The sequence below is a fragment of the Clostridium tyrobutyricum DSM 2637 = ATCC 25755 = JCM 11008 genome (assembly GCF_000359585.1).
Classification (GTDB): domain Bacteria; phylum Bacillota; class Clostridia; order Clostridiales; family Clostridiaceae; genus Clostridium_B; species Clostridium_B tyrobutyricum.
Genome location: NZ_APMH01000027.1, coordinates 38,455 through 58,966, shown reverse-complemented (window position 1 = coordinate 58,966; position 20,512 = coordinate 38,455). Strand labels below are relative to the sequence as shown.

20 protein-coding genes and 2 other annotated features are annotated in these 20,512 nt (G+C 31.6%); of the genes, 18 read left to right on the top strand and 2 right to left on the bottom strand.

Features of this window, described 5'->3' with window-relative positions:
* The 3 genes from J418_RS0111210 to J418_RS0111200 all read left to right on the top strand — a co-directional run.
* Positions 1 to 858: extracellular solute-binding protein (locus J418_RS0111210; protein WP_026142649.1), on the top strand; the 858-nt coding region annotated here is incomplete at its 5' end.
* A 29-nt stretch (positions 859 to 887) separates the two neighbouring features.
* Positions 888 to 1,595, top strand: coding sequence for a glycerophosphodiester phosphodiesterase (locus J418_RS0111205; protein WP_017895602.1), 708 nt, complete (start codon positions 888 to 890; stop codon positions 1,593 to 1,595).
* A gap of 29 nt (positions 1,596 to 1,624) precedes the next feature.
* The gene (locus J418_RS0111200; protein ID WP_017895601.1) at positions 1,625 to 2,728 is read left to right on the top strand and encodes an ABC transporter ATP-binding protein; all 1,104 of its coding nucleotides are present in this window, start codon (positions 1,625 to 1,627) and stop codon (positions 2,726 to 2,728) included.
* A 140-nt stretch (positions 2,729 to 2,868) separates the two neighbouring features.
* Here J418_RS0111200 and cls read toward each other — a convergent pair whose 3' ends face one another.
* Both cls and J418_RS0111190 read right to left on the bottom strand, forming a co-directional pair.
* Positions 2,869 to 4,401 carry a cardiolipin synthase gene (gene cls / locus J418_RS0111195; protein WP_236901695.1) on the bottom strand — a complete coding sequence of 511 codons (1,533 nt, stop codon included), beginning with the start codon at positions 4,399 to 4,401 and terminating at the stop codon, positions 2,869 to 2,871.
* Between the two features lie 60 nt (positions 4,402 to 4,461).
* Positions 4,462 to 4,827 carry a hypothetical protein gene (locus J418_RS0111190; RefSeq protein ID WP_017752356.1) on the bottom strand — a complete coding sequence of 122 codons (366 nt, stop codon included), beginning with the start codon at positions 4,825 to 4,827 and terminating at the stop codon, positions 4,462 to 4,464.
* Positions 4,828 to 5,032: 205 nt separating this feature from the next.
* Between J418_RS0111190 and J418_RS0111185 the strand changes: the two genes are divergently transcribed.
* The 15 genes from J418_RS0111185 (at position 5,033) to msrA (ending at position 20,487) form a co-directional block, all read left to right on the top strand.
* The gene (locus tag J418_RS0111185; RefSeq protein WP_017895599.1) at positions 5,033 to 6,124 is read left to right on the top strand and encodes a dipeptide epimerase; all 1,092 of its coding nucleotides are present in this window, start codon (positions 5,033 to 5,035) and stop codon (positions 6,122 to 6,124) included.
* Positions 6,125 to 6,148: 24 nt separating this feature from the next.
* Positions 6,149 to 6,583: a large conductance mechanosensitive channel protein MscL gene (gene mscL / locus J418_RS0111180; RefSeq protein WP_017752358.1), complete on the top strand. Its 435-nt coding sequence runs from the start codon at positions 6,149 to 6,151 to the stop codon at positions 6,581 to 6,583.
* A 161-nt stretch (positions 6,584 to 6,744) separates the two neighbouring features.
* On the top strand, positions 6,745 to 7,590 hold the full coding sequence (gene modD / locus J418_RS0111175; protein ID WP_017895598.1) for a ModD protein: 846 nt from the start codon (positions 6,745 to 6,747) through the stop codon (positions 7,588 to 7,590).
* Positions 7,591 to 7,678: 88 nt separating this feature from the next.
* Complete coding sequence (locus tag J418_RS16620) at positions 7,679 to 7,840, top strand: hypothetical protein (protein ID WP_017752360.1); 162 nt, start codon at positions 7,679 to 7,681, stop codon at positions 7,838 to 7,840.
* Between the two features lie 145 nt (positions 7,841 to 7,985).
* A complete protein-coding gene (gene aroF / locus J418_RS0111165; protein ID WP_017895597.1) occupies positions 7,986 to 9,017 on the top strand; it encodes a 3-deoxy-7-phosphoheptulonate synthase in 1,032 nt (343 codons plus the stop codon).
* An 18-nt stretch (positions 9,018 to 9,035) separates the two neighbouring features.
* Positions 9,036 to 9,896 carry a prephenate dehydrogenase gene (locus J418_RS0111160; protein ID WP_017752362.1) on the top strand — a complete coding sequence of 287 codons (861 nt, stop codon included), beginning with the start codon at positions 9,036 to 9,038 and terminating at the stop codon, positions 9,894 to 9,896.
* A 14-nt stretch (positions 9,897 to 9,910) separates the two neighbouring features.
* Complete coding sequence (gene aroA / locus J418_RS0111155; RefSeq protein ID WP_017752363.1) at positions 9,911 to 11,179, top strand: 3-phosphoshikimate 1-carboxyvinyltransferase; 1,269 nt, start codon at positions 9,911 to 9,913, stop codon at positions 11,177 to 11,179.
* Between the two features lie 13 nt (positions 11,180 to 11,192).
* Complete coding sequence (gene aroC / locus J418_RS0111150) at positions 11,193 to 12,275, top strand: chorismate synthase (RefSeq protein WP_017752364.1); 1,083 nt, start codon at positions 11,193 to 11,195, stop codon at positions 12,273 to 12,275.
* A gap of 25 nt (positions 12,276 to 12,300) precedes the next feature.
* The gene (gene pheA / locus J418_RS0111145; RefSeq protein ID WP_017895596.1) at positions 12,301 to 13,134 is read left to right on the top strand and encodes a prephenate dehydratase; all 834 of its coding nucleotides are present in this window, start codon (positions 12,301 to 12,303) and stop codon (positions 13,132 to 13,134) included.
* Between the two features lie 276 nt (positions 13,135 to 13,410).
* Positions 13,411 to 14,826 carry a branched-chain amino acid transporter BcaP gene (gene bcaP / locus J418_RS0111140; RefSeq protein ID WP_017752366.1) on the top strand — a complete coding sequence of 472 codons (1,416 nt, stop codon included), beginning with the start codon at positions 13,411 to 13,413 and terminating at the stop codon, positions 14,824 to 14,826.
* 118 nt (positions 14,827 to 14,944) lie between these two features.
* Positions 14,945 to 15,139, top strand: a binding site (T-box leader).
* A gap of 59 nt (positions 15,140 to 15,198) precedes the next feature.
* Positions 15,199 to 15,395 (top strand) — a binding site (T-box leader).
* Between the two features lie 49 nt (positions 15,396 to 15,444).
* Positions 15,445 to 16,992 (top strand): 2-isopropylmalate synthase, encoded by a 1,548-nt coding sequence (locus tag J418_RS0111135; protein WP_017752367.1) that lies wholly within the window; start codon positions 15,445 to 15,447, stop codon positions 16,990 to 16,992.
* A gap of 88 nt (positions 16,993 to 17,080) precedes the next feature.
* Entirely contained in the window at positions 17,081 to 18,343 is a 1,263-nt protein-coding gene (gene leuC, locus J418_RS0111130) for a 3-isopropylmalate dehydratase large subunit (RefSeq protein WP_017752368.1), read from the top strand.
* Positions 18,343 to 18,837 (top strand): 3-isopropylmalate dehydratase small subunit, encoded by a 495-nt coding sequence (gene leuD, locus J418_RS0111125; protein WP_017752369.1) that lies wholly within the window; start codon positions 18,343 to 18,345, stop codon positions 18,835 to 18,837. Before leuC ends, leuD begins: the two co-directional genes overlap by 1 nt.
* The gene (gene leuB / locus J418_RS0111120; RefSeq protein ID WP_017895595.1) at positions 18,834 to 19,898 is read left to right on the top strand and encodes a 3-isopropylmalate dehydrogenase; all 1,065 of its coding nucleotides are present in this window, start codon (positions 18,834 to 18,836) and stop codon (positions 19,896 to 19,898) included. Before leuD ends, leuB begins: the two co-directional genes overlap by 4 nt.
* A gap of 106 nt (positions 19,899 to 20,004) precedes the next feature.
* Positions 20,005 to 20,487 carry a peptide-methionine (S)-S-oxide reductase MsrA gene (gene msrA / locus J418_RS0111115; RefSeq protein ID WP_017895594.1) on the top strand — a complete coding sequence of 161 codons (483 nt, stop codon included), beginning with the start codon at positions 20,005 to 20,007 and terminating at the stop codon, positions 20,485 to 20,487.
* The last annotated feature ends 25 nt before the right edge of the window (positions 20,488 to 20,512 follow it).

The window sequence follows — 20,512 nt, the reverse complement described above, 5'->3', positions numbered from 1 at the left end:
TTTCTATTGACTTTTACTAGCTGGTCTAAAACATTTTCAGAGCTTGAAAGTGCAGCAGCAAAATTGACTAAAAAAGATAGTTCTGGAAAAGTTACTCAATATGGATATGCAATGGCTATATACGGTTGGTTCTTTGAACAATTTATAACTAAGCAAGGTCAGGCATATGTCAATAATGATAATGGTAGAAAGGCAGCTCCAACAGCAACTGAATTTGAGAAAAATGGATCAGGACTTAAAGTATTGAGTGAATGGAACAAACTAGTTAAATCAGGTAATGCAGGAAACTTTGGAAGGAAAACAGACGATACGGCTAATGCATTTATAGCAGGAAAGACTGCAATGTATGTTGATTCCACCGCAGGATTGTCTGCTGCACTTAGTGGAGTTGGACAAAAGTTTGAAATTGGAACAGCAGCTTTACCATCATTTGATGGTATAAAAGATGGAGGAGTTTCCATAGGCGGAGCTTCACTTTGGGCACTTGATAGCAAAGATACTGAAAAAGAAAAGGCAACATGGGAGTTCATAAAATATATGGTATCACCTGATGAACAGGCTTATTGGGCTACAAAGACAGGATATTTTCCTGTAACTAAAAAGGCTTATAACTCACAACTTATGAAAGACAATTTAAAGAGCAAACCACAATTCCAGACTGCTATAAATCAGCTTCATTCCTCACCTTCAACAGCCAAAGGAGCACTTATGTCAGTATTCCCTGAAGCAAGACAGACTGTTGAAGCTAATATAGAACAGATGCTTCAGAATAAACAAACACCGGAACAAACTTTGAAGAAATCTGCAGATAGTATAAATTCAGCTATAAAAGAATATAATCAGAATAATCAAAAATAATGTATAAATTAAAAGGGAGATATTATTATATGAATAGGACTTTAAATATTGCCCATAGAGGATTCAGCGGCAAGTATCCTGAAAATACCATGATGGCTTTCAGAAAAGCAGTAGAGGTAGGTGCAGATGGTATAGAAACAGATCTCCATATGACTTCCGATGGTATTATAGTTATATGTCATGATGAAACTATAGATAGAACTACCAATGGATCTGGGTTTATAAAAGACTATACTTATGATGAAATAAGAAAATTTGATGCAGGAAAAGGAGAGAAAATTCCCAATCTAGATGAGTTGCTGAATTTTATGAAGAACAAAAACTTGCTTTTAAATCTGGAACTAAAGAATGACGTTGTAAATTACAATAATTTGGAGAAAGATACAATAAATAAAATATATGAGTATGGTTTAGAAAAGAATGTAATAATATCTTCTTTTAATCATCAGTCCATGAAGAGAGTGAAACAGTATGACAGTAGCATAAGAACAGGACTGTTGTATGGTTCACCTATTTGTAAACCAGAAGAATATGCAAAACAGATGGGTGCAGATGCACTCCATCCACTATTTTCTCTGGTTATGAATCAAGATGTGGTTCACGACATTAAAAAAAGCGGGATACTTATAAATGTCTATACTGTAAACAAGGAAGATGAGATGAAAAAGCTTATTGAATTGGGCATAGATGGTATTATAACAAATTACCCAAATATACTTAAAAAGTTATTTGGCTAATAGTCTTTTATAGAAAGGAGTATGATGAAATGTCGGGTTTATCATTAAGACATATGCGTAAAACATATCCAGGAAATGTTGAAATAATTAAGGATTTCAATCTGGAAATAAAGGATAAGGAATTTATAGTATTTGTAGGTCCTTCAGGCTGTGGAAAGTCCACTGTGCTTAGGATGATTGCAGGACTCGAGGAAATAACAGGGGGAGAATTGTATATAGGCGATGGACTTGTAAATGAAGTGACACCAAAGGACAGGGATATTGCCATGGTTTTCCAAAACTATGCATTATATCCGCATATGACTGTATATGATAATATGGCTTTCAGTCTTAAAATGAGAGGTATATCAAAATCTGAAATAGAAGAAAAAGTTAAAAAAGCAGCTGATATACTGGATATAGCTAGCTTGCTAAATAGAAAGCCAAAAGAATTGTCAGGCGGGCAAAGGCAGAGGGTTGCTATGGGAAGGGCCATTGTCAGAAATCCAAAAGTGTTTTTGATGGATGAACCTTTGTCAAATCTGGATGCCAAATTGAGAGTTCAGATGAGAACGGAAATATCAAAATTGTATAAAAAGTTGGAAACTACATTTATATATGTTACTCATGACCAAACAGAGGCAATGACCCTAGGTACAAGAATCGTTGTTATAAAAGATGGGATCATACAGCAGGTGGATACTCCAAGGGAAATATATAATCATCCGGTGAACATGTTCGTAGCAGGATTTATTGGAAGCCCACAGATGAATTTTATAGACGCTAGGTTGGAATATGTAGGTGAAAAACTTACAGCTCTATTTGGCGGGCAAAAAATAATTTTACAGGACAATATGTCTGGACTTCTGAAACATAAAGGATATGTTAATAAAGATGTGATACTAGGAGTAAGACCTGAACACATAGATTTTCCTAAAGGATATAAAGGCGAGGAATGTATAATAGAGTTTAATGTTGATCTAACAGAAATTATGGGAGCAGAAACTTATATATATTTATCTAAAAATCAAATTAGAATAACAGCCAGGATAGATGGTATAGTAAATGCTGAATTGGGGGATAAGATGGAGTTAATTGTAGATTCAAGTAAAATTCATATATTTGACAAAAATACACAAAAGATAATAGTATAGAATATGAATATTTATTTTATGATTAATTATTTGGAATTTTTTAAGATATGACAATTTAGAATAATATATTAGCAGTATATATTAAAAATAGGGACTTGTGATTTAGAAACAAATCTAATTAACAAGTCCTCTATTATATATTATGTTAATGGGGCAAATAGTTTTAGGATTGATTCCATAATTTTTTTAGAAAAATTTCTTTTTTCCCATATATGCTTTTCTATCCTTTGTGATACTGATATAGTTTCAATAAAGTCTTTATGAATATCCTTTATTATGGGCACGTTGTACATGTATGCAGCACATTCAAAATGAAGATACAGACTTCTATAATCCATATTTATTGTCCCTACTACAGCACATTCATCATCAGATAACATAACCTTGCCATGAATAAATCCAGGTGTGTATTCGTATATTTTTACTCCTGCATCCAGTAGTTTATCATAATGAGATCTTGTAAGAATTTGCACAATTTTTTTATCTGGAATAAAAGGTGTTATTATTCTTACGTCTACCCCTCGTTTTGATGCTAATGATAAACATAACATCATTTCATAACTTATAACAAGATAAGGAGTAGTAATATAGATATAATTTTTGGAACTGTTTATAATATTTAAATATATATCTTCTGCAGTACTATCCAATTTTTCAGGTTCACTTGCATATGGTACTATGAGTCCTGGACTATTTTGAATAGTATGTGTGAACTTATAGTTTTTAAAATTTTCATTTTTCTTTGTTATTGACTCCCACATTTTTAGAAACATTACGGTAAAGCTGTAAACAGCATTACCTTCTAATGAAATAGCCATGTCCTTCCAGTAGCCATATTTTTTATATCTATTTATATATTCATCTCCAATATTTATTCCACCAGTAAAGGCTATTCTTCCATCAATTATTGCAATTTTTCTATGATCCCTATAATTAAGCATAATATTAAGGAGAAGTTTTACTGGATTAAACATTTTAAACTGTATATTATTTTCCCTGAGAATTTTTTTAAAGTCACCTGGTAATACAAAAAATGAACCTATATAATCAACTAATATTCTTATTTCTACTCCATCATGGGACTTTTGCTTCAAAATTTCAAGAATTTCATCTAACATGCTACTTTTTGAAATTATAAAGAATTCAAGAAAAATAAATTTTTTGGCTTTTTTTAGCTCTTGAATAAGATTTTCATACATTAGTTCTCCACATGAAAAATAATTAATATCTGTATTTTCATAACAAGTATATCCACTAATATTTTTAATAAGCTTGATTTCGTTATATCTTGTTATATTTTTACCTCGTAAGGATTTTAACATATTTGTATTTTCCCTAGGTAATAGTTCTTTATTTAGGCTTATTTTAGTTACCCTACTAAAGTTACGTATTATACCTATTCTCGATAATATATAAAGGATTACTCCAATTACTGGAATCAAAAGTATTAATACTACCCAGCTTATTTTGTAGGACGTATTTTCATCTTTATAATTTAAATGAACTACTGCAATAGCACTTATTGCTTCGAAGAGAATAAAATAATAAATAAAAAATATATCAAATATATTATAAATTACTGACAGTACGATAAATTGAAAAACAATCCAAAATGCAAAGATCAGTAATTTAAAAAGTGCAATGAATATTTTACGTTCTCCCAATGTAAACACCGCCTTTACATTTTATTCTATCATAAATTATATTAGGTGAATAATGGCGATAAATAGAACTTATGATTTTGCTTTGAAGGATGTTCCACATTTTTTACAGGTTATAGTTATTTTACCCTTATGTCTGGGAACTCTCATTTTCTGAGAACAATTTGGGCATTTAAAAATTCTGTATTGTCTATTTTGATTTATTGAGTTAATAAAATCAGTAAATTTTTTGGTTAAAGGTGAAATAAAATTCTCATAGGACTGTAATTCACGGTGTCTTTTATAAGTGTTCTTTGAAAGGCATCTCCATGTACTGTATACGATGCACACCAATCCAAATGTAGAACTACGCCTAAACATTAAAAGTATCAAGCCTATAATATAGAGATGTTTTGATAGCTTGTCAATACCATAACTGTAATTAAAAAATCTTTTCAAATTTATCACTCCTTGTAAATTGATTTTAAGTTTACATAATACTATATTTTTTAAATAATTATACAATATAATTTTTGTATTTTATATAGTTTATATCTCAAAAGTAATATTATTCATAAGTTATTATATAAGATTATTATAAAGGCAGGCATATAATACAATATATATTTTAATAAATAATTTGAATAGTTGGGAGATATATTTTATGAAAATAGTAGATTTCAAAATAGGAAGTATGTATATTCCTCTTAAAAAACCTTTTAAAACATCACTCAGAACAGTAAAAAATTTAAAAAATGTAGTTATAAAAATTATTACCGATACAGGAAATGCAGGATATGGTGAGGCGGCTCCGACTGCTGTAATTACAGGTGATAGCCTTGGCTCAATCGAATATGCTATTGAAAAGTATATAATGCCCTGTATTATTGGAATGGATATTGAAAATATTGAGGGGATAATGCTAAACTTAGATAGATGTATTGTTAAAAATTCAAGTGCAAAAGCAGCTGTAGATATTGCAGTTTATGATTTATTTGGTCAGTTGTATAATACTCCTTTGTACAAACTTTTAGGAGGATACAGAGACAAAATAACAACTGACGTTACAGTAAGTATCGATACTCCTGATAAAATGGCATCGGATAGTATTGATGCAGTAAAAAGAGGATATAAAATTCTTAAAATTAAAGTTGGAAATGGTATAGATATGGATATTGAGAGAATAAAGGCTGTTAGAAGTGCTGTAGGAAATGATATTGTTTTAAGGATGGATGCAAATCAAGGTTGGAATCCAAAGGAAGCAGTGAATATTATTAGAAAAATTGAAGAAATGAATATTGATGTAGAATTTGTAGAACAGCCGGTTTCATGTCGTGATATGGAAGGGTTAAAATATGTTACTGATAATGTTTTGATACCTATATTGGCAGATGAAAGTATGTTTTCATCTGAAGATGCAGCTAAAATAATAGAAAATAGAGCTGCAGATTTGTTGAATATTAAACTTATGAAAACAGGAGGTATTCATAGTGCTTTAAAGATATGCTCAATTGCTGAAACCTTTGGTGTTCAATGTATGATTGGATGTATGCTTGAAAGTAAGCTGAGTGTTACAGCTGCTGTACACCTGGCTGGAGCAAAGAGTATTATTACTAAAGTTGATTTAGATGGACCTATTTTACCTAAGACAGATCCAATAAAAGGAGGTGTGGTTTTTGATAAATCCATCATTTCTATTCCCGGAACTTCTGGACTTGGTTTTGAAAGTATTGACAATATCGTGTGGAATAACTAAAGATTAAATGAGGTGTAGTTGGTTATGTTAAAAGAATTCAGGAAATTTGCAATGAAAGGAAACATAGTAGATTTAGCAGTAGGTGTAGTAATTGGTGGAGCATTTGGTAAAATAGTTTCTTCCCTTGTAAGTGATATTATAATGCCATTGGTTGGTTTGCTTATTGGAAAAGTAGACTTTTCCAATCTATTTATTACCCTTGGAAATGGCCATTTTGATACTATAGCCGAAGCTAAAAAAGCAGGGGTTCCTACATTGAATTATGGTGTATTTATAAACAATATAATAGATTTTTTAATAATATCTTTTTCTATATTTATAGTTATCAGGCAGATAACTAGGTTTACAAGTAGAAAAGAAGAGGAAGAGGCAAGCAATACTAAGAAATGTAAATATTGCTTAAGTGAAATACCATTAGAAGCAACTAGATGTCCACATTGTACTTCAAAATTGGATTAAAATGAGATACTATCAGGTTAATTTGATAGTATCTCATTTTTATATTCTATATGATGACATTGTTAAATATTTTATAAAGTTTTACTGATATTTTACAAATTATGATATATATTTTTAATAGATTATAATTAAATAAAATAAATTGTATTGGAGGATTCAAAATGTATATTTCAGATGAAACATTGGATAAGTTTATTAAGGAAGATGTACCTTATATAGATTTGACAAGTTTAGTTTTAGAGATTAAAGGTATTAGGGGAAATATAAAATTTTTTACTAGAGAAGATGCAATATTATGTGGTGCAGAAGAGGCAGCCAGAATATTTAGAAAATTAAATATAGATGTAATTAATTCAAAAACTTCTGGAACTCAAGTTAAAAAAGGGGATATTTTACTTGAAGGAATGGGAGACGTTGAGAATCTGCATATTGCATGGAAAGTGTGTCAAAATATTATTGATAATTTCTCAGGAATTGCCACTAAAACAAGGAGAATAATAGATGAGGTATCAAGTGTAAATCCTGATATAACTGTAATTACTACAAGAAAAAGTATGCCAGGAACTAGAGAGTTGTCTACCAAGGCCGTTATAGCTGGAGGTGTATTTCCTCATAGATTAGGACTATCCGAAACTATATTGGTTTTTAAACAACACTTGGATTTTTTAGGTGGAATCAAGGAATTTATTAAGAATATTGAAAGGTTTAAGAATAAAGTATGCGAGAAAAAAATTTTAGTAGAAGTAGAAAATATAGATGATGCTGTAAAACTTTGCAAAAACAATATAGATGGAATACAGTTTGATAAACTTTCACCTGAAGATTTAATATCAAATGTAAATATTTTAAGAAATATAAACCCTGATATAGTTGTACTTGCAGCTGGAGGAATAAATGAAAATAATGCAGCCAAGTATGCAAAAACAGGGGTTAATGGAATTGTAACAAGTTCTGTTTATTATACAAAACCTATAGATATAGGATGTAAAATAAAACCATTACATTAATATAAAAAAATAATAAGCTATTGACATAAACTTTAAAACTGATATAATTATTCACATCAGAAGTTAATATTTTGGAGGATTATATATTATGAAAAATATCATTGGAAAGGGAATCGAAAAACTAAACAAAAAATTCTATTTTGAATTTAGCTTTAGCTGGGGCTACTATTACTTTAGTGCTGGTTATTTGTTTTGCAAAAAAATATTTGGTTCATTTCTAATGAGTAAAAGAATAATTATAAATACATGATATAAATTATGCATATTTTAACGGTGACAGTGTATTTTAATTAACAGGGCTCATTAGAGACCCTGTTTTTTTTATATATTAAAATTAAGAAAATCCTTATGAAAGTGAAGTTACAAATTTAAAATTAAGATTGGAGAGTATAACTATGGTAATAATTATGAAGCCCCATGCACCTAAAGAGGAAATATTGGTATTGAAACACAGATTGGAAAAAGAGAATGTTCAGGTAAATGTTTCAGAGGGTCAAGATTATTGTGTACTTGGTTTAATTGGAGATACTTCAAAGATTGAGACAACTAAAATTCAGGCAAATGTATATGTTGAAGATGTTCATAAAGTTCAGCAAAATTATAAATTGGCAAATAGACTATTTCATCCTGATAATTCCGTAGTGAATATAGACGGTAGAAAAGTAGGGGGAAATGAGCTAGCTATTATAGCAGGTCCTTGTTCTGTAGAAAGTGAAGAGCAGATAGTTGAAATAGCAAAAGATGTAAAAAAGAGTGGGGCTAAATTTTTAAGAGGAGGTGCATTCAAGCCAAGAACTTCACCTTATAGTTTCCAAGGACTTAGAACTGAAGGACTGGAACTATTAAAAATAGCAAGACAGGAAACAGGACTTCCTATAGTTACAGAGATAATGTCAGCAAATATGATAGAAAAATTTGTCGAGGATGTTGATGTAATACAAGTTGGAGCAAGGAATATGCAAAACTTTGAACTCTTGAAAGAACTTGGAAAAACAAAAAAGCCAATACTTCTGAAAAGAGGGCTTTCAGCTACCATAGAAGAGCTTTTAATGTCAGCTGAATATATAATGTCAGAAGGTAATGAAAATGTAATACTCTGCGAAAGAGGAATAAGAACTTTTGAAAATTATACAAGAAATACTTTGGATTTAAGTGCAATTCCTGCAATAAAGAAATTAAGCCATCTTCCAATAATAGTTGACCCAAGTCATGCTGCTGGATTATGGTGGATGGTAGAACCACTTGCTAAAGCTGCAGTAGCTGTTGGAGCGGATGGACTTATAATTGAGGTTCATAATGATCCACAAAATGCATTATGTGATGGTCAGCAATCTATAACTCCCAATAGATTTGATAATTTGATGGGTGACTTGAATAAGTTAGTAGAATCTGGTATAAGACAGGTATACAGTACTGCTAATGTATAAAATATAGGGGGAATAAAATTGGAGGATTGTGACTTTAATAATTTAAAAATAGCTGTTGTGGGATTGGGCCTCATTGGAGGTTCCTATGCCATGGCACTAAAATCTTTGAATGCAAAACATATAGTTGGCATAGACAGAAATTTGGCAACCTTAGATAAAGCTATAGAGATGAATATAATAGATTGTGCATATGAAAAACCCGGAAAATTTTTAAAAGATATAGATTTTATTATAATAGCTCTTTATCCGAAAGATACAATTGATTTTGTAAAGCAGAATATAAAATATTTTAAATCAGGAGTACTTATAACAGATACTTCAGGGATAAAGAAAATAGTGATTGAATCTGTAGAATCAGTTTTACCTGATGATATGGAATTTGTATCAGGTCATCCTATGGCAGGTAAAGAATACAAAGGAATAGACTATGCTGATGCCAATATATTCAAAGATGCGAATTATATAATAACTCCAAGTAGTAAGAATAAAAAATCCAGTATAGCTTTTATAGCATCCATGGCCAGAAAAATTGGATGTAAAAATGTAGAATATATTTCTGCAGATGAGCATGATAAAATAATTGCCTATACAAGCCAACTTCCACATGTTATAGCTGCAGCACTTATGAATGCAAATTTGCAGGAATTCAAACCTGAGTTATTTGTAGGAGGTAGTTTTCGAGATGCTACAAGAGTTGCACTAATTAACTCGAAACTGTGGTCGGAACTATTTATGCTTAATTCTGACAAATTAGTTGATACAATAAATGGATTTCAAAAAGTTTTAGATAGAATTAAAAATGATGTTTTAAATAAAGATGTAGAGGATTTAGAAACAGTCTTTGAAAAGTCTATTAATCTTAGAAAGAGATTTAAATAAAAAGGGGATTTTGTATGAAAACTGTTAAAATCAAACCTGATAGATTGGGAGGAAAAGTAAAAGTTCCATCATCTAAAAGTGGATGCCATAGAAGTATAATATGTGCTTCATTGGCATCAGGAAAAAGTATAATAGACAATGTATATTTTTCACGCGATATAGAAGTTACAACAGAAGCCATGAGAAATTTTGGTGCTGAAATAGATAGAAAAGAAAATAGGCTTATTATAAATGGAACTGGGAAATTGGTTCTAAAGAGTAAAAATATACATTGTGGTGAATCGGGGTCTACTTTAAGATTTTTAATTCCTTTGGCAGCCTCAATGAATGAAGAGGTAATTTTAACTGGGGAGGGAAAGCTTGTAGAAAGACCCCTTGATGTATATTACAATATATTTAAAGAACAAAATATATATTATAAAAATAATTCTGGAAGATTACCCCTTGCCATAAATGGAAAGTTGAAATCCGGCAATTATGAAGTGAGAGGAGATATAAGTTCACAGTTTATAACAGGACTTATGTATGAACTTCCACTTTTAGATGGAGACTCCGAAATAAATATAACTACCAATCTGGAATCAAAACCATATGTAGATATAACTTTAGATGTTTTAAAACATTTTGGAATAAATGTAGAAAACGTTGAATATAAAAAATTTGTAATTCAAGGCAATCAAAAATATAGAAATTCAAATTATACTGTAGAAGGTGACTTCTCGCAAGTTGCATTTTTGCTGGCTATTGGAATATTGGGAGATGAAGTTTGTTGCAGTGATATTAAAATTGACTCTTCTCAAGGTGATAGGGTTATAGTGGATATATTTAAAAACATGGGTGCCAATATAGAAATAAAAGAAAATAATATAATAGCCAGATCATCAAAAACAAGTGGAATAATTTTTGATGCAGCTCAATGCCCTGATTTAGTACCTGCTGTAGCTGCATTAGCTTCAGTAAGCAATGGAACCACTCAAATAATAAATGCAGAAAGACTAAGAATAAAAGAATCCGACAGGCTTACAGCCATATCATCCCAATTGAATAAAATAGGTGCAGATGTAAAAGAAAAAAGGGATGGATTAATTATAAACGGCAGGGAAAAATTAAAAGGTGGAAGAGTTTCAAGCTTTAATGATCATAGAATAGCTATGGCTCTTGCAGAGGTGTCCTCAAAATGTTCAGATGATTTAATAATAGAGGATGCAGAATGTGTAAAAAAATCTTATCCTGATTTTTGGAAAGATTTTAAGAGTCTAGGTGGGAATATAATAATAGAGTGATTGGAGTTTTAACATGAGTGGAATTTTTGGTAATAAAATAAAGTTGTCTATTTTTGGAGAATCCCATGGAAAAGCTATAGGAATTACCATTGATGGATTAAAACCAGGAATTGAATTGGACTTGGATTATATAAAAGAACAGATGGGAAGACGGGCTCCAGGTACTAGTGAATTTACTACACCAAGAAAAGAAGCTGATGAGTTTGAAATATTAAGTGGTTGTTTTAATGGAAAAACTACTGGAACGCCTATCTGTGCAATTATAAAAAATAAGGATACTCATTCGAAGGATTATGAAAAAACAAAAAATCTTCTCAGACCAGGGCATGCTGATTTTACAGGCTTTGTAAAATATAATGGATTTAATGATTATAGAGGTGGAGGACATTTTTCTGGGAGAATTACGGCACCTTTGGTTTTTGCAGGAGCTATATGCAAGAAAATTTTAGAAGATAAAAATATAGTAATAGGAAGCCATATAAAGAGTATAGGAAATATTTCTGATGCTAGTTTATTTGATCCTGTTTTGATAAAGGAGGATGATTTAAGATTATTTTCTAAAAGTAGATTTCCAGTAATAGATAAGGAATCATGTCAAAAAATGAAAGATACCATTATAAGTGCAAAATCGGAATCAGATTCTGTAGGTGGAATTGTGGAAACTGCAGTTATAAATATTCCATCTGGTATAGGGGATCCTTTTTTTGATTCTGTAGAGAGCATACTTTCGCATTTGCTTTTTTCCATACCTGCTGTTAAAGGAGTAGAATTTGGTGAAGGATTCAATATAAGTAGTATGAAAGGTTCACAGGCAAATGATGAATACTATGTAGATGATAATAATGAAATAAAAACAAAAACTAACAACAATGGTGGAATTTTAGGCGGAATTACCAATGGTATGCCAATTTTATTTAAAACTTCTATAAAGCCTACAGCTTCAATTTCAAAGCTGCAAAAAACTGTAGATGTAGAAAAAATGCAGAATTCTGAACTTATAATACAGGGCAGGCATGATCCATGTATTGTACCTAGGGCAATTCCTGTAATTGAATCTGTTACTGCTATAGGGATATTAGATATGATGAATATTTAATCATTTTAGGAAGAGGGAAATTTTTTTGAATAGTTTTAAAAATTATAAAGTAGGTTTTTATGGAGTTGAAGCATCCTTTAGTCATGAAGCTCTACTTAAATATTTTGGAAATGACACAGATGCTTTAAGTTGTGCTGAATTTAAGGATGTATTCGATTCTCTTAGTGATGGGCATATAAAGTATGGAGTAGTTCCAATTGAAAATTCTTCTACGGGAGGCATACTTGATGTTTATGATTTAATGAGAGATTATGGATTTTACATAGTTGGTGAAAAATGCATAAAAATAAATCATAATCTACTTGGAATAAAAGGTTCAAAAATAGATGATATAGATGAAGTATATTCACATAGTCAAGCCTTTTTGCAGTGTAAAAAATTTTTAGTAGAACACGATAATTGGAAACTGACACCATATTTTAGCACAGCCAGGAGTGCAAAATTCATAAGTGAAATTAGACTAAAGAACAAAGCATGTATAGCAAGTGAAAAAGCAGCAGAGCTTTATGGACTTGACATATTAAAGCAAAACATAAATTACAATAAAAATAATTATACTAGATTTATAGTTATAGGAAAAGAAGAGATTAATTGTGAAGATAAAGATAAGATAAGTATAGTATTTACTTTAGACCATAGAGTAGGGACTTTATTTAATATACTTAGGTATTTTAAAGAAAATAATTTAAATTTGATTAAGATAGAATCGAGACCTATAATAGATGAACCATGGCAATACTTTTTCTATTTAGATTTCAACGGAAATATTATGAAAAAAGATACTAGAATAGCTATGGAAGGTATAAAAAACAACTGTAAATATTTTAGAATATTAGGTAATTATAAAGCTGATTTTTAAATGGGACTCCATAATTCATGGGGTCTCATTTATTTATATTAAAGATACAAAATATGCAATAATACAATATATATTATTCATGATTACATATAATAAACTCTAAATTTAATTTAAAAATATGCAATAATATATTATTTTATTAAAAAAAACGACTGAAAAATGCTAAACCGTATTGAAATTAATTTAAAATGGGAGTATTATAATAACAATATGCAAAACATAATAAAATGCATTATTACTTAATCTTATATTATTGTTCATTAAGGGGGAATGATTATGAAGGGTATTTTTAGAACAAAATCCATAGATGCACTTATGGATGAAACTAAAAGAGATGGTGGTCTGGAAAAAGTATTGGGTACTTTTGGACTTACTATGCTTGGAATTGGAGCTATAATTGGAACTGGTATATTCGTGCTGACGGGAGTGGCAGCGGCAAACTATTCAGGGCCTGCACTTGTAATTTCATTTATAATAGCTGGAATTGCATGTGGATGTGCAGCATTATGTTATTCAGAATTTGCTGCCATGGTACCTGCGGCAGGAAGTGCTTATACCTATGGCTATATAGCATTGGGAGAATTTTGGGCCTGGATTATAGGATGGGATCTGATACTTGAGTATGCTTTTGCAATTGGTACTGTATCTATAGGATGGTCAGGATATATAGTAAATATAATCAATGATTTTGGAATTAATTTGCCAAAAGCTATAACATCAGCACCTTTGGCAGGTGGAATTATAAATTTACCTGCAGTGCTTATAATAGCATTCATAACTTATATTAATGTAATAGGTGTAAAACAGAGTACTACAGTAAATAATATAATAGTTGCTATAAAATTGATAGTTATATTTTTATTCATAGCACTTGGGGTAGGACATGTTAATCCTACAAACTGGCATCCATTTATGCCTTATGGTTTTGGAGGAGTCATATCTGGTGCATCCGTAATATTTTTCGCATATATAGGATTTGATGCTGTTTCTACAGCAGCAGAGGAAGTTAAAAATCCACAGAAGTCGTTACCAAGAGGAATTATAATTTCACTTATTGTCTGCACTTTACTTTATATAGTAGTATCTGCAATATTGACAGGTATGGTTCCATATTTGAAGTTTAAGACAACTGCCGCTCCTGTTGCATTTGCACTGCAGCAAGTTGGATATCACTGGGGTGCTGCTCTTATTTCAGTTGGAGCTATATGCGGATTAACTTCTGTAATTTTAGTTATGATGTTTGGTCAGACTCGTGTACTTTTTGCAATGTCAAGAGATGGACTACTTCCTAAAGTGTTTGGACATGTACATTCAAAGTATAAGACTCCAGCCAGAAGTGCAGTTCTTATAGGAATTGTTACTGCAGTGGTTGCAGGATTTATACCTATCAATATAGTAGCTGAACTTACTAATATAGGTACATTATGTGCATTTATAATAGTATCTATAGCTGTTATAGTTTTGAGAAAGAAAGAACCTAATAGAAAAAGAGTATTTAAATGTCCATGGGTTCCAGTTGTGCCTATTTTGGCAATAATATTTTGTGGAGGACTTATAGCTAAACTTCCACATGTAACTCAAATAAGATTTTTAATTTGGCTTGTATTTGGCCTTATAATTTATTTTGGTTATGGTTACAAGCACAGCATTGTAACTTCACAGTCCAATAATGATCAGGAAAAAACTTCATAAAAATATTAACTAAAAGGGATTGAATTATTTTGATCCCTTTTTATTTACATTTATAAAATTGAAAAATATGTTGACATCTATAAATATATATATTATACTATTTGTAAGTTAAGATTAATTATAAACTATGATAGGGAAAAGTAAATTTATTAGTTTTAAAAGAGAGTGAGGAATGGTGAAAACTCATAAACATTGTAAATTGAAACTCACCCTTGAGTTGCAGGCTGAATTAAAGTAAGCTGCGCCGGCATAAGTCGTTATATATATTGAGTAATAATTTGGGTGGTACCGCGGCAGATTTTTCGCCCCATAGTGTACGATCTTTTTTTATGCATAAAATTAAGATATTATTGGAATAAAAATAAATATAGGTTAAAAATAGTGATAGGAAAAATTAAATTTTCAGATATTTTAAAGAGAGTGAGGAATGGTGAAAACTCATAAATACTGTAAATTGAAACTCATCCTTGAATTGCAGGCTGAATTATAGTAAGCTGTGTCGGCATAAGTCGTTATATATTATTGAGTAATAATTTGGGTGGTACCGCGGCATTCTTTTCGCCCCATAGCGAGAAGAATGCCTTTTTGCATTTAAAATTAAAAATTGGAGGGATTAATATGAAAAATAATAAAGTTTATATATTTGATACTACTATGAGAGATGGAGAACAGACTCCTAGAGTTAACTTGAATATTAAGGATAAAATAGAAATAGCAAAGCAACTGGAGAAAATGAATGTAGATGTTATAGAGGCTGGATTTCCAATAGCTTCTGAAGGAGATTTTGAGGCAGTTAGAGCTGTAGCCAAGACTGTAAAAAAACCAGTAATTGTAGCACTTTCAAGAGCAGTAAAAAAGGATATTGATAGGGCATGGGAGGCAGTCCAATATGCAGTAAAACCTAGAATACACACATTTATAGCTACTTCTGATATTCATATGAAATATAAATTAAAAATGACACCAGAGGAAGTTTGTAAAAGAGCAATAGATATGGTTAAGTATGCAAAGTCAATTTGCCCAAGTGTTGAATTCTCGGCGGAAGATTCAACCAGGACGAATCCTGAATTTTTATACAAGGTACTGGAAGGTGTAATAGATGCAGGAGCTGATATAGTAAATATACCAGATACCGTTGGCTATGATATTCCAGAAGAATATGGAAAGTTTATTAGAGGAATCAAGGAAAATGTACCTAATATAGATAAAGCTATTATAAGCGTTCATTGTCATGATGATTTGGGTATGGCGGTTGCAAATTCAATAGCAGCAGTTAAGAATGGTGCAAGGCAGGTAGAATGTGCTGTTAATGGAATTGGAGAAAGAGCAGGAAATGCTGCATTGGAAGAAGTTGTTATGGCCATTAAGACCAGGGAAGTTTATTTTGGGTGCAAGACGGATATCATAACTGAAGAAATAGCTAAAACAAGCAAGATAGTAAGTCATGCAACAGGAATGAACATACCAAATAATAAAGCTATAGTTGGAGCTAATGCTTTTGCACATGAAGCTGGAATTCATCAGCATGGAGTACTTGCCTGCAGTGAAACTTATGAGATAATGACTCCGGAATCCGTTGGAATTAAGAAAAGTACTTTGGTAATAGGTAAACATTCAGGAAGGCATGGATTTGCAGAACATTTAAAGGAACTAGGATATGATAATTTAAGTGATGATAAGATAAATGAAGCATTTAGCAAATTTAAAGATTTAACAGGCAAGAAGAAAATAGTGTCAGATGAAGATATAGAAACAATAATGAATCATGAAATATTTCAGGTGCCAGAAGCATATAGTCTAGACTATTTCCAATTTTCAAGCGGAAATACAATGATATCAACTGCTACTGTAGAAATTGAATTTAAAGGTGAAAAGATAAGAAAAGCTGCCTATGGAGATGGACCTGTTGATGCTTCATTTAAAGCAATTGAAAAAGCATCAGGAATGCATCTGAAACTTAAAGATTATTTTATAAAATCCATAGGAAGTGGAAAAGATGCCATAGGAGAAGTAACCGTACAAATACAAAAAGAAGGTGATAACAAGGTATTTAATGCTAGAGGAATGAGTACAGATGTAGTAGAAGCAAGTGCAAGAGCACTCGTAAATGCCATAAACAGAATATATGATGAAGCCATAAAATATTCAAAAGTAGCAGATAATTAAAATTAGTAGTTTTATTAAATTTAATATATAATAAATAAATTAAAGTTAAAATATCTAAGTAATCGAAACAATAGGAGGAGATACGCAAATGGGAATGACTATGACACAAAAGATTTTAGCAAAACATTCAGGATTAGATAGCGTAAGGGCTGGCCAACTGATTAATTGTAAATTAGATTTGGTTTTAGGAAATGATATAACAACACCTGTTGCTGCAAGGGAATTTAAAAAGACAGGATTAGATAAGGTCTTTGACAAGAAGAAAATTGCAATTGTGCCAGACCATTTTTCACCTACTAAGGATATAAAATCTGCTGAACAGTGTAAATGTGTCAGGGAATTTGCAAGAGATAAAGATATAGAGAATTATTTTGAAGTAGGACAGATGGGAATTGAACATGCACTATTGCCAGAAAAGGGACTTGTAGTAGCAGGTGAAGTAATTATAGGAGCTGACTCACATACTTGTACTTATGGTGCACTTGGAGCTTTTTCCACAGGAGTAGGAAGTACAGATATGGCAGCCGGCATGGCAACAGGAGAAGCATGGTTCAAGGTACCATCAGCAATTAAGTTTGTATTAAAAGGAAAGCTTTCAAAATGGGTAAGTGGAAAAGACGTAATCCTTCATATTATAGGCCAGATAGGAGTAGATGGAGCTCTTTACAAATCCATGGAATTTACAGGAGATGGGGTAAGTGAGCTATCTATGGATGATAGATTTACAATTACAAATATGGCCATTGAAGCAGGAGCCAAAAATGGTATTTTTGAAGTTGATGAAAACACCATTGAATATATGAAAGAACATTCTACAAAAAAATATACTGTATATACTGCAGATAATGATGCAGAATATGAACAGACCATAGAGATTGATCTGTCATCTATAAAACCTACAGTTTCATTCCCTCATCTTCCTGAAAATACAAGAACTATTGATGAAGTTGGAGATATAGCTATAGATCAGTCCGTTATAGGTTCATGTACAAATGGAAGAATAAGTGATTTGAGAATAGCGGCTAAAGTGCTTAAAGGCAAAAAGGTGCATAAAAATGTAAGAGCAATTATAATTCCAGCAACTCAGAAGATTTATCTTCAAGCATTAAAAGAAGGTCTTATTGAAACATTTATAAAATCAGGGGCAGTAGTAAGTACTCCAACCTGTGGACCTTGTCTTGGAGGATATATGGGGATACTTGCTAAAGGTGAAAGAGCAATATCCACTACAAATAGAAACTTTGTTGGAAGAATGGGAGATCCAGAAAGTGAAGTATATTTGGCTAGTCCAGCAGTAGCGGCAGCATCTGCAATAACTGGAAAAATTTCATCACCTGAGGAGGTAAAATAATGATAGAAGGAAAAGTAATTAAATATAAAGATAATGTGGATACAGATGTAATAATACCTGCAAGATACTTAAATACAAGTGATCCTAAAGAATTAGCTTCTCATTGTATGGAAGATTTGGATAGCCAGTTTAATGAAAAAACCAAGGAGAAATCCATAATTGTAGCAGGAAGAAATTTTGGATGTGGTTCTTCAAGAGAACATGCACCAATAGCTATAAAGGCAGCAGGAGTTGGATGCGTAATTGCAGAAAGTTTTGCAAGAATTTTCTTTAGAAATTCAATAAATATAGGCCTTCCAATAATGGAATGTGAAGAAGCAGCCAAGGATATAGAAGATAAGGATGAAGTTTCAATAGATGTAGCTACAGGTATTATAAAAAATATTACCAAGGGAAAAACTTATAAAGCTGCACCATTTCCACCATTCATGCAAAAAATCATAGATTCAGATGGATTGATAAATTATGTTAAAAAGGAAGTGTCAAACAAGTGAAGATAGCAGTTATAAGAGGCGATGGAATAGGCAAGGAAATAGTAGGTGAAGCACTTAAAGTATTAAATGCTGTTTCTAAAAAATATAAAGTAAATTTTAACTTGAATGAGGTACTGTTAGGAGGAATAGCTATAGATAAAACTGGAGGACCTATTCCTCAGGAAACTATAGATGTATGTAAAGCTAGTGATGCAGTTCTTCTAGGTGCTGTTGGAGGACCAAAGTGGGATAACATACCAAGTAATTTGAGGCCGGAGATAGGACTTTTAGGTATAAGAAAAGCACTTGGAGTATTTGCAAATTTAAGGCCTGCCATTTTATTTCCACAGCTTAAAGAAGCTTCTAATTTAAAGCCTGAAGTTCTAGGTAATGGATTGGATATAATGATTGTAAGAGAGCTAATTGGAGGAGCTTATTTTGGGGAGAAGAAACGTATAGATATACCAGGAGGGCAAAAGGCCTGGGATACACTATCCTATTCAACTCCGGAAATTGACAGAATTGCACGCAAGGCTTTTGAAATAGCAGGCAAGAGAGGTAAAAAACTTACATTGGTAGACAAGGCAAATGTTCTTGAAAGTTCAAGGCTTTGGAGAGAAACTGTAACTGAAATTGCAAAAGAATATAAGGATATAGATTTACAATATATGTATGTAGATAATGCATCCATGCAGCTTATAAGAGATCCAAAGCAATTTGATGTAATTGTAACTGAAAATACTTTCGGGGACATTTTAAGTGATGAGGCGTCAATGCTTACAGGCTCTCTTGGAATGCTTCCATCTGCAAGTGTTGGCGATGGAAAAGTAGGTATATATGAACCTATACATGGATCTGCACCGGATATTGCAGGACAGGACAAAGCCAATCCGATAGCTACAATTATGAGCGCTGCCATGATGCTTAGATATAGTTTTAATATGAATGAAGCAGCTGATGATATAGAAAATGCTGTTTCAAAAGTTTTGGATAAAGGATATCGTACTCCAGATATTATGAGAGAAGGAAAACAATTAGTTGGAACTGTAAAGATGGGAGATCTTATTGCAGAATCCATATAAGATAAAAGAGCAGTTGTTCAAATATGAAATTTGAGACAGCCGCTCTTTTATTTTTTGCAATTTAGTATATAATAAACTTAATTTCTAATTGAAAGGAAGTATATATATGAAAAAAATTGTTCTTGCAGGAGGATGTTTTTGGGGAGTACAGTCATACTTTGATTCAATGAAAGGAGTTTCAAAGACAGTAGTGGGATATGCAAATGGAAAGACTAAAAATCCTACTTATGAAGAAGTTTGTAATTACAATACCGGTTTTGCAGAAGCTTGCTTTATAGAATACGATGAAAACCTTACAACACTTACGGAATTATTGGAGTCATACTGGAAGATAGTTAATCCAACTTTAAAAGATAGACAGGGTAATGATGTAGGAAATCAGTATAGAACGGGAATTTACTATCTAAATGAGGAAGATATAGAAGAAATAGATAAATCCAAGAAAGATGAGCAGAAAAAATACAAAGATCCAATAGTTACTGAAGTAGAACATCTTGAGAATTTTCATGAGGCAGAGGAATATCATCAAAACTATCTTCATAAAAATCCAAATGGATACTGTCATATACCAAGAGATCTGTTTGAATAAAATAAATTCTAATATTAATTATAAA

Coding starts and splice junctions, on each gene's coding strand:
- J418_RS0111135 (WP_017752367.1), top strand. CDS start 15,445: ATGAAAAATAATAAAGTTTATATATTTGATACTACTATGAGAGATGGA.
- J418_RS0111185 (WP_017895599.1), top strand. CDS start 5,033: ATGAAAATAGTAGATTTCAAAATAGGAAGTATGTATATTCCTCTTAAA.
- aroF (WP_017895597.1), top strand. CDS start 7,986: ATGGTAATAATTATGAAGCCCCATGCACCTAAAGAGGAAATATTGGTA.
- modD (WP_017895598.1), top strand. CDS start 6,745: ATGTATATTTCAGATGAAACATTGGATAAGTTTATTAAGGAAGATGTA.
- aroA (WP_017752363.1), top strand. CDS start 9,911: ATGAAAACTGTTAAAATCAAACCTGATAGATTGGGAGGAAAAGTAAAA.
- J418_RS16620 (WP_017752360.1), top strand. CDS start 7,679: ATGAAAAATATCATTGGAAAGGGAATCGAAAAACTAAACAAAAAATTC.
- leuC (WP_017752368.1), top strand. CDS start 17,081: ATGGGAATGACTATGACACAAAAGATTTTAGCAAAACATTCAGGATTA.
- J418_RS0111205 (WP_017895602.1), top strand. CDS start 888: ATGAATAGGACTTTAAATATTGCCCATAGAGGATTCAGCGGCAAGTAT.
- bcaP (WP_017752366.1), top strand. CDS start 13,411: ATGAAGGGTATTTTTAGAACAAAATCCATAGATGCACTTATGGATGAA.
- leuD (WP_017752369.1), top strand. CDS start 18,343: ATGATAGAAGGAAAAGTAATTAAATATAAAGATAATGTGGATACAGAT.
- msrA (WP_017895594.1), top strand. CDS start 20,005: ATGAAAAAAATTGTTCTTGCAGGAGGATGTTTTTGGGGAGTACAGTCA.
- aroC (WP_017752364.1), top strand. CDS start 11,193: ATGAGTGGAATTTTTGGTAATAAAATAAAGTTGTCTATTTTTGGAGAA.
- mscL (WP_017752358.1), top strand. CDS start 6,149: ATGTTAAAAGAATTCAGGAAATTTGCAATGAAAGGAAACATAGTAGAT.
- J418_RS0111200 (WP_017895601.1), top strand. CDS start 1,625: ATGTCGGGTTTATCATTAAGACATATGCGTAAAACATATCCAGGAAAT.